Below are 9,020 nucleotides of genomic sequence, written 5' to 3'. Positions count from 1 at the left end.
TCCCTTTGCTTTCTTTGTGCACTTGGCAGACTACACTTTATTTTAGCAAAGGGAGTTTTCTTCTTCATCGCCATAGGCTCTTTTGAACCACGCGTCTAACGCGTGGTTTTCTTTACAAAAAAGGCCGCGGAAGCTTCCTTCCGCAGCCCTTTGATCCATCGGTTGCCGGTCAGCCCTGCCGGCAGCGGCAAACATGCCCCTCGCCGTGGTGATGGTGGTGCCCGCCGCAGCCGCCCTGCCCGCCGTGCTCGTGGCCGGCGCAGCTCTTGCCCGCGTCCGCCAGCTCGCCCCGGGCCAGCGCCAGCGCGGCGTCTTCTGCCGGGCCCGTGGCCCCGGTAATCACCTGCAATCCCCTGCCCTCAAAGTTCTCCCGCGCGCCTGCGCCCATGCCGCCCGCGATGATCGCCTGGGCGCCCAGGCCTACTACCAACGCCGGCAGCGGCCCTTTGGCATTGTCATGGCCGGGGTTTTGCACCACCTCGTGCTGGGTCACCTGCCCCTTATCATCCACCGTAAAAAATTCAAACTGTTCACACCCGCCAAAATGGCCGGCGACCTGGCCGCCCTGGGCGGCCACCGCGATCTTCATCATCCTTTATCTTCCTCCCATTCCCCGGCCGGGGCGCAGGGGCGTCCATGGCAGCACCCGCCGTGGCGGCGGCACCGTCTGTGGGCGCAGGGCGCGCTCTCCCCATCGCACAGGCGGTAATCCCCCCCGGCGATGGCCAGCGCCACGCCTTCCACCAGGCAGCGCGCCAGCTTGGCCCGCGCATCGTTATACAGCCGCTGGGCGGTGGTGCGCGCCACGCCCATGCTTTGCGCGCACGCCTCCTGGCTCAGCCCTTCCAGATCCATCAGGCGGATGGTCTCATACTCCTCCACCGTCATCTCCACAAGGCCGGCCGGCTCCCGGTCCATCGGGCCAAACCGGCTGCACAGCGGCATGCCGCACACGCGCTTACACTTCCTGGGTCTTGGCATCGTTTAAGCGTCCCTTCCTCTTATAACCGGTCTTTTGGGGCATCGCGCATACCCGCCGCGCCCGGCAGGTTTTTGGCATATGCCCTTTATTTAGATTATACTCTTTTTCGGGCATATGTCAAATACTATTTCTCCATCCGCCGCAGCGCCGCCGGGGTAACCCCGTAGCGCCGCTTAAATACCTTGATAAAATAGCTGGGGTTGTCAAAACCCACCTGGGCGGCCACCTGAGCCACGGGCATGCGCCCCTCCTCCAGCAGCAGGCGGGCCTTTTTCAGCCGCATGGCCAGCACGTACTGGCGGATGGGGGTATGGATCATCCGCCCAAAGACGTGCATCAGGTGCGAGGGGCTGTAGCCCGAAATACGGGCCAGCTGCTCGACCCCCAGCGGCTCGTCCAGGTGCAGGGCGATATAATCCAGCACCTGGCGCACGCCCTCGGCGGCCGGGTCCTGGGCGGGCGGCTGCAGCCCCTTGCCCAGGCGGTAAAGGTGATAAAGCAAAAAGTAAAGCTCGCCGCTCACCGCCAGCTCCCACCCCGCGGCCCGGGCGTCCAGGGCCTCGCATATCGCCTGCATGCTGCGGGCCACCTGCGCCCCGGCAAAGCTGTCCCGGGCGATCAGCCCCGGCGCGCACAGCCTGCCTGCCAGGATGGGTTCGATATACTTGCGGGTAACCTCGCCCGTGCTGCGCAGCGCCGCGGGGTCAAAGGTCAGGCTTTGCAATTCCAGCATCCCCCCTGCCGGGTGCGCCCGGTGGGGCAGGTTGGGCGGCAGCACCAGAATATCCCCTTCCCCCAGGGTATAAAGCGCCTCCCCGGCCTCCAGCGCCAGCGCGCCGGAGAGCACCAGGTCCACCTCCATCTCCTTATGGCTGTCCATCCCGGGCGCGGCCAGCGCCCCCGCGTCCAGCGTACGGCAAACCACCGGCATGGGCGCCAACTGTATCTCCAAAGCAAGCCTCCTTATCCATCCGGCGTCCCTTAAGTCGCCTCTTTTTCCCTAGGGGCCACCGTCCAGCCGTTTCGCCCCTGCGCCTTGGCGGCATACAGCGCCTGATCTGCCCGGCGGTAAAGGGCGGCATAGCCCTCCTGCGGCAGGGCCAGGGCCGCGCCTACGCTGACGGTGATGCGGCCGCCGTTTTCCAGCACGGTCTCCTCGACCCGCCGGCACAGCGCCGCGCACTTTTGCCCCAGCGCCTCGGGGCCTATCGTCCCGGGCAGGTAGGCCAAAAATTCATCCCCGCCGGGCCGGCCCAGTATATCCCCCTCCCGGAAGTTCTCCTTCAAAAGCGCGGCCACCCGCTGCAGCGCCGCGTCCCCCTGGGGGTGGCCCCAACGGTCGTTCACCTGCTTAAAGTGGTCAATATCCACCAGCACCAGCGCCCCCATCTCCCCGCGCTCCAGCGCCTCCTGGACGAAGAGGCGGCTGTATTCCGCGTTATATAGCCGCGTCAGCCCATCCAGCTGGGCCTTTTGTTCCAGGGCGTCTTTCTCCCTCTTTTCCGAGTCGATCACGTTGATGCGCCCCAGCGCGTAGGCCGCCTGTTCTCCATCGTACACGGTCTCGATAATCAGCCGCAGCCAGTGGTAGCGGCCATCCTGGCACTTGAGGTAGATCTCCTGCACGCCGTTTTGGCCGGAGGTGATCGTCTGGCGGAACAGCCGCTGGCTTTCCTCCATGCCCGGCTGGCTGGCCTGGCTCGCGTTCATGCGCACCATCCGCCGGTTCTCCCCCGCCTCGGAGGGGATAAAGATCACGGCCTCGTCCTTTTTAAAATCGTACTCAAAAAAATACTCGTTCACCAGCGCGTACACCTGGTAATGTCTTTTCAGCTCCAGCGCCGTGCGCCGGCCGGCCCGGGCGCGCAGGCGCAGCAGCGCCAGCAGTAGGCCGATCACCACCAGCGCCACCCCGGCCAAGATGCAGACCGATTCCAGCGGGTACTGCGCCAGCAGCGTCAGCAGCGTCACCGGCTGCTTTTGCACCGTGTTTTGGAAGATCACGCTTTGCATATCCAGCTCCGGGATATCGGCCACGGCCTTGTTGAGGATGCTCAGCAGCTCTTTGCTGCCCGGCTTGGCCATCCCAAAGCAGACCTTGCGCGCCTCATAGGTCTGGGGGATGGATTTTAGCCCGCTGTAGCCGGGCTGGTTCATATAATACTGGGCGGTATAGGTATCCACATAGGTATAGCCCGCCTGCCCGTCCAACACCGCGCGGATGCAGGCCTCCTGCGTGGGGTAGCGCTTTATGGGGGTATCCGCGCTGCCCTCATACTGGCTCCACTCCAGCAGGGCCAGCGGGCTTTGGGCCAGGTTGGCCTCCTGCGTGCCCTCGCGCACCAGCATGATGTACTGGGCAGAAAGATAGCTGCGGGTCATGGAAAGGCCCTGCGCCCGCGCGGCGTCGTAATTATAGGTCATGCCGGCCACCAGGTCTACCTGGCCGCCCTGTACCAATTTGCTCAGCGCCTCCATATCCTTAGCGGGGATAAAGCTGAAGTGCAGCCCCGTGTTGTTGGCGATCTGGGTAAGCAGGTCGATGGAGATGCCCCGGGCCTGCCCATCCTCCCCCTGGTATTGAAAGGGCGCCTTGTTTTGCAGGTAGCCCACCCGCAGCGTGCCGGCCTGGGCCACATAGGCCTGCTCCTCCTCGCTCAGGGCCAGCTCCCCGGCCGTGGAGGCAAAGTACTTTTCAAACAGCGCCGCGCTGAACTGGGGGTTGGCCTGCTCCATGGCCAGCATCGCGCCGCTTAGCTCCTCCATCAGCCCCGTGCTCTGCCCCTTGGTGGTGATAAAGTAAAAGGGCTTTTGCGCAAACCGGGCCACCGTGCGCACCCCTTCCAGATAGTTCAGGCTGGTGTTGAGCAGCGCGTCCGCCCGGCCCTGGCGCACCGCTTCGACCTGCTCATTCGCGTCGGCGCACAGCACGTACTCCGGCTCCACCAGGTTGATCTTGCAAAACTCCTCCAGCTCCCCTATCCTGGCCCCGCTGGTCTTGACCACGGCGATGCGCATGTGTTGGTTGGCCTGGGAGTTGATCAGCGCCGTCTGCGCGGTCTCATAGGGCGCCTGCAGCACCGTTTCCACCGTGCCGTAGCTGTAGCTGGAATAATCGTACTGCTGGGCCAGCGCGTCCGAGTAAAGCATGCCCCCCATCAGGTCGACCTGGCCGTTTTCCACCATCTCCATCAGCTTCGTCAGGCTTTCGTCCGCGCTTCCCTCCACCTCGACAAACTCGTAATCCCAGCCGGTATACTGGGCCAGCTCCTCTAAATATTCGTAAGTATAGCCGCTGTATTTGCCAAATTCATCCTTATCGGATAACCCCGGCTGGATGGGATAAGCCACCCGCACCACGCGCCCGCCCGGCGCCTGTGCTAAAGCCGGGGCAGCCATGCAGCAAAAAAGCAGCGCCGCTAAGATCAGTGCCAGGACCTTTTTCACGCCGCCACCCCCAATTTATCCAATTCATTTTTGTAATAGCTCCATTATACACGTTTTGCGCGCCGCGCGCCAATCAAGTTGATTTATTCCGCGCCGGGCGGGAGCTAAAACGATTTACAAACCGCCTAAAACATGGTATTCTATCTTCATCAGTAACACCGTGTAAAGCTGCCCTGCAGCGTTTAAGAGAGGCAGCCTGCACAAAACGCAGTTTTAAAGGGGGAAAAGAAAAATGGCACTTGTCACCATGAATTTTGAAAGCCAGTACCTGATGGTCAACCACGAGGTCAGCGTGATCCTTCCCGACAAGCCGCGGGAACAATCCCCAGCCGATTTTTACGGCAGCGGCAAAAAGTACCCGGTGCTTTGGCTGCTGCACGGCACCTTTGGGGACCATAGCGATTGGCTGCGAAAGAGCATGATCGAGCTGTACGCCTGCGAGAACGACCTGATCGTGGTCATGCCCAGCGCGATGAACAGCGATTATATCAACTGGCCCACCTTCGGCACCGGCTTTTTTATGGAGGATTACCTCATCAAAGAATTGATGCCGCTGATCTACAACTGGTTCCCGGCCTCGGACAAGCGGGAGGACAACTTTATCGCCGGCCTCTCCATGGGCGGGGGCGGCACGGGGCAGTTCGCCGCCTTCTATCCGGAGAAATTTGCCGCGGCGGCGATACTTTCCAACTCGCCGCGCAACCTGCATAAGGAGATCGAGCGGGTGCGCGCGGGCCAGGCACCCGAGGGCTTCGGCGCCATGGATCTAAAGCGCATCCAAAACCGCATTGCCTCCCTGGGCGGGGAGCAGGCCTATCTTGACAGCCCCCGCAACGCCTGGGATAAGCTGCCCGAGCAGATTGCAAAGGGCGTGCTGCCCCGGCTGTACTTCGCCATCGGCACGGACGATATGCTCTATGAGAACTTTAAGGAGTTCCGCGCCTATGCCGAGGAAATCGGCCTAGACGCCACCTTTGAGGAGATCCCCGGCTACCAGCACGAGTGGCGCTTTTGGGATTTGACCATCCAGCGGGCGCTCAAGTTCTTCGGCTTTGACTCCCGGGATGCGGGCAATCCCTTTTAAGGTTCCTTTAAATGCTGAAAGGGGCGGATCATTCCGCCCCTTTTTGCGTGCCGCCCGCAACGGGCGCGCGCCCGCTAAAATATTGTGCCCCAGCCCATAAAAACTGTTGTCACCTTCAGGCAGAATGTGGTATTGTTTACTTGGACTGTTTATAAACGGTGAAGTCGGCTATAAACAGGGGGACACGCAAGGACAATCCCGGCGTTTTGCGCCGGGCAAGAGATTTAAGGGAGGAAAGATTATGGCTATCAAACCGGTAAAAGTCGCCCTGATCGGCTCGGGCGCAATCAGCTACACCTACCTGAACACCATGGTCAACACCTTTGGCATCCTGGACGTTGTGGGCTGCTCGGACATCATCCCCGAGCGCAGCAAGGCCCGTGCCGAGCAGTTCGGCATCCGCCAGATGACCAATGAGGAGATCTTGAACGATCCCGAGATCCAGATCGTGGTCAACACCACCTACCCCTTAAGCCACTTTGAGGTGACTGAGGCGGCGCTCAAGGCCGGCAAGCACGTGCAGAGCGAGAAGATGATGGCGGGCGAATATCTGGAGGCCAAAAAGCTTTACGATCTGTCTAAGGAAAAGGGCCTCTACCTGGGCATGGCCCCGGATACCTTCCTGGGCGGCGGCCTGCAGACCTGCCGCAAGCTGCTGGACGCCGGGATGATCGGCCAGCCGGTCAACGCCCAGGCGGTGCTCACCCGTAACTATCAGCCCGCCGGCGAGGGGGATTCGCTCCCGTTCGTCATGCAGTACGGCGGCAGCGTCATGTTCGATATGGGCAGCTATTACATGCACGCCCTGCTCGCGTTGCTGGGCCCGGTCAAGCGCGTCAACGGCTTTGCCAAAAAGTCCAGCGAGCAGAAGGCTTTCAGCAATCCGCGCTCGCCCCGGTATAAAGAGAAGTTCGATCTGCCCCAGCCCAACATCCTCCAGGGCGCCCTGGAGTTTGAAAACGGCGTGCTGGGCAACCTGACGGTGCTCTCCGAGAGCATCGGCGAGACCACCCGCCTGGAGATCTGGGGTACCGAAGGCTGCATCATCTGCCCGGATCCGAACACCTACGGCGGCCCGGTGTACCTGATGCGCAACAACGTGATGGAGCGCTACGAGGTGCCCCTCACCCATGGCTATGTGAACAAGAACAAGGTGTTCTACGAGCCCGGCACGGCCCCCGAGGTCATGTGGCAGGATTCTATCCGCGGCATCGGCGTGGCGGATATGGCCTATGCCCTGCGCAACAATCGTGCCCCGCGCTGCAGCGCCGAGATGGGCCTGCACGCCATGGAGATCGTCCACGGCATTATGGAGAGCTGCAAGGAAGATGGCAAGGTCTACACCATGCAGACCCCCTTCACCCAGCCGGCTCCGCTGCCCAGCGGTTATGTAAACGGCACCGCTGCCGAGGCCTGCCTGGACAACTAATTATACGGCTTTACAAAAAGGATGGCTTAAACGCCATCCTTTTTTTGTGTCCCTTATTTCTCTCTTTGCCAGCGCATCGTATATTCGCGCTGGCCGGTCTGCTCATCATACTGCTCTGAGGCCACAACAAAGCCCTCCCGCCGGTAAAAGCGCACCGCACCCGCGTTTTGCCGGTATACCTGTAGGGTCAGCGCGCTGTTTTCCGCCTTGGCACGCGCCAAAAGCCGCCGGCCCACGCCGCTGCCGCGGCTGTGCTCATCCACAAAAAGGCCCGCGACGTATCCATCCACCAGCCCAATAAAGCCTATAGCCGCGCCGCCTGCATAGGCGACATATACCCGGCTTTGGCTGACGGCCTTACGCACTTCCTCAAAATGCCCATGCCAATATGCCTCGGGAATAAAGCCATGCGCCTGCACATTGCCTGCCAACCACAGGCGCATCACCGCGTCCAGCTCCTGCCCGCCGGCTCTTTTGATCCTCACCCGCTCTGCGGCCACCTATTCCACCACCCGTATCCACTTTTTGGATTTCAGGCGGAACAGGCACCAGATGGACTTGATGGCCCAGTCGATCTTCAGCGCGGTATAGATCCAAAACGGCGGCCAGCTCCACACCAGCCCCGCCAGGTACCCCAGCGGCACCGAGGCCAGCCACAAAAACGCCACGTCTGCGATCATCAAAAACTTGGTATCCCCGCCGCCCCGCAGTACGCCCTTGGTCAGCACGCCCTGCATGGTCTGGAAGATCACCATCACCGATACCGCCATCATCAGCTGGAAGGCAATGTCCCGGGTCTCTTGGGTGATGTTAAAACCGTTTATGATCGCCGGGGTGATGGCCAGCAGGATGCCCGCGGCCGCCAGGCCGATCAATACGCTTAAAGCCGTAAAGCTCACGCCCTGGCGGTAGGCGGTCTCCCGCTCCCCCTTGCCCAGCGTGTTGCCCGTAACGATGGAGGCCGCGTTGCTCAACCCCTGGTTGAACACGGTCGATAGTTTGACCGTCTGGGCGATGATGGCGTTGGCCGCCACAAAACTGGCACCGATATGTCCTACGATGATGGCCACCATATTGTTGCCCAGGGCCAGCAGGGTGTCTGAAACGATCACCGGCAGGCTGTAGGTGAAAAAGGTGCGCACATGGTCCCCGCACTTGGCCACCAGGTCCTGCAGGCGGTAACCCACGCGCTGGTCTGCAAACAGAAAGTACCCCGCGATGATGCCAAACTCCGCGATGCGGGCGATCAGTGTGCCCAGCGCCGCCCCTTCGATCTGCATCTCCGGGGCGCCCAGGTTGCCGAAGATGAATACCCAGTTAAAAAAGATGTTTACCACAAAGCTGACGATGGCGGCGATGAGCGGCAGGCGCACCAGATGGACCGAGCGCAGCACGATGGTCAGCGTCAGCGATACGGCCATCAGCAGATAGCAGGGCGCGCTGATGCGGAAGTATAACACCCCTTTTTCGATGATGGCCGCATCCGGCGTGTACAGGCGCATCAGCGCATCCGGCCATATCCAGGTGACCAGCGCAAAGGCCGCGGCCACAGCCACCCCAACCCGCAGCATAATGGTCACCACTTTTTTAAGCGACCCTACGTCTCCCCGCCCCCAGTACTGGGCCGTAAGCACCGCCGCGCCTCCGCCCATGCCCATGCACAGGATCTGGAAGATGTTGATAAACTCGTTGGCCAGCGACGAGCCGGAGATCTGCACCTCCCCATAGCTGCCCAGCATCATGGTATCCATGATGTTTACGCCGATGGTGATCATGTTCTGCAGCACCACCGGTATAGCCAGCGTCAAAATCAATTTGTAAAAGCTCTTATCCCGCACGAAAATCTTGTGCACTCGTCCCTCTCCCCCCGAATTGTGAAATGATGGTGTCCCCGCCCGGGCGGCCAAAAGCCGCACGGCCTGCCCCCGACAGCCGCGCGGCGAATGCGCCAAACACCGATATTAGCGTACTTTTAATCATAGCACGGATAGCGGCAAAAAACAATTTAGGCTGCTAAATAATCTTTACATTCCCTGCACGAATTGGCAGAATTTCACATTCCGTTCAGGCTTGTAAAA

8 protein-coding genes are annotated in these 9,020 nt (G+C 61.0%); 2 read left to right on the top strand and 6 right to left on the bottom strand.

The genetic code is table 11. The annotated features are described in order from the left end of the window. Positions 1 to 169: 169 nt before the first annotated feature. From H8699_RS09430 to H8699_RS09415, 4 genes are all read right to left on the bottom strand, one after another. On the bottom strand, positions 170 to 592 hold the full coding sequence (locus H8699_RS09430; RefSeq protein WP_249285460.1) for a NifB/NifX family molybdenum-iron cluster-binding protein: 423 nt from the start codon (positions 590 to 592) through the stop codon (positions 170 to 172). Further along, the gene (locus H8699_RS09425) at positions 589 to 981 is read right to left on the bottom strand and encodes a DUF134 domain-containing protein (protein ID WP_249285459.1); all 393 of its coding nucleotides are present in this window, start codon (positions 979 to 981) and stop codon (positions 589 to 591) included. The genes H8699_RS09430 and H8699_RS09425 overlap by 4 nt, the downstream gene beginning before the upstream one ends. A gap of 125 nt (positions 982 to 1,106) precedes the next feature. After that, positions 1,107 to 1,934: an AraC family transcriptional regulator gene (locus H8699_RS09420; protein WP_249285458.1), complete on the bottom strand. Its 828-nt coding sequence runs from the start codon at positions 1,932 to 1,934 to the stop codon at positions 1,107 to 1,109. A 29-nt stretch (positions 1,935 to 1,963) separates the two neighbouring features. Continuing rightward, positions 1,964 to 4,429: a transporter substrate-binding domain-containing diguanylate cyclase gene (locus tag H8699_RS09415; protein ID WP_249285457.1), complete on the bottom strand. Its 2,466-nt coding sequence runs from the start codon at positions 4,427 to 4,429 to the stop codon at positions 1,964 to 1,966. A gap of 232 nt (positions 4,430 to 4,661) precedes the next feature. Here H8699_RS09415 and H8699_RS09410 point away from each other — a divergent pair, with 232 nt between their 5' ends. Both H8699_RS09410 and H8699_RS09405 read left to right on the top strand, forming a co-directional pair. Then, on the top strand, positions 4,662 to 5,513 hold the full coding sequence (locus tag H8699_RS09410) for an alpha/beta hydrolase (protein ID WP_249285456.1): 852 nt from the start codon (positions 4,662 to 4,664) through the stop codon (positions 5,511 to 5,513). A gap of 241 nt (positions 5,514 to 5,754) precedes the next feature. Then, positions 5,755 to 6,942, top strand: a complete 1,188-nt coding sequence (locus tag H8699_RS09405; protein ID WP_249285455.1) for a Gfo/Idh/MocA family protein — start codon at positions 5,755 to 5,757, stop codon at positions 6,940 to 6,942. Between the two features lie 53 nt (positions 6,943 to 6,995). Here H8699_RS09405 and H8699_RS09400 read toward each other — a convergent pair whose 3' ends face one another. Together H8699_RS09400 and H8699_RS09395 are read right to left on the bottom strand one after the other, a co-directional pair. After that, complete coding sequence (locus H8699_RS09400) at positions 6,996 to 7,427, bottom strand: GNAT family N-acetyltransferase (RefSeq protein WP_249285454.1); 432 nt, start codon at positions 7,425 to 7,427, stop codon at positions 6,996 to 6,998. Positions 7,428 to 7,442: 15 nt separating this feature from the next. Then, positions 7,443 to 8,795: an MATE family efflux transporter gene (locus tag H8699_RS09395; protein WP_249285453.1), complete on the bottom strand. Its 1,353-nt coding sequence runs from the start codon at positions 8,793 to 8,795 to the stop codon at positions 7,443 to 7,445. Positions 8,796 to 9,020: the final 225 nt, after the last annotated feature.

The sequence above is a fragment of the Luoshenia tenuis genome, from assembly GCF_014384745.1.
Taxonomy (GTDB): Bacteria; Bacillota; Clostridia; order Christensenellales.
The sequence above is the reverse complement of the archived record's forward strand: the minus strand, read 5'-3'. Positions and strand labels throughout refer to the sequence as shown.

Excerpts from the sequence above, each read along its gene's own strand:
- H8699_RS09430 (WP_249285460.1), bottom strand. The coding sequence starts at position 592 with ATGATGAAGATCGCGGTGGCCGCCCAGGGCGGCCAGGTCGCCGGCCAT.
- H8699_RS09425 (WP_249285459.1), bottom strand. The coding sequence starts at position 981 with ATGCCAAGACCCAGGAAGTGTAAGCGCGTGTGCGGCATGCCGCTGTGC.
- H8699_RS09405 (WP_249285455.1), top strand. The coding sequence starts at position 5,755 with ATGGCTATCAAACCGGTAAAAGTCGCCCTGATCGGCTCGGGCGCAATC.
- H8699_RS09410 (WP_249285456.1), top strand. The coding sequence starts at position 4,662 with ATGGCACTTGTCACCATGAATTTTGAAAGCCAGTACCTGATGGTCAAC.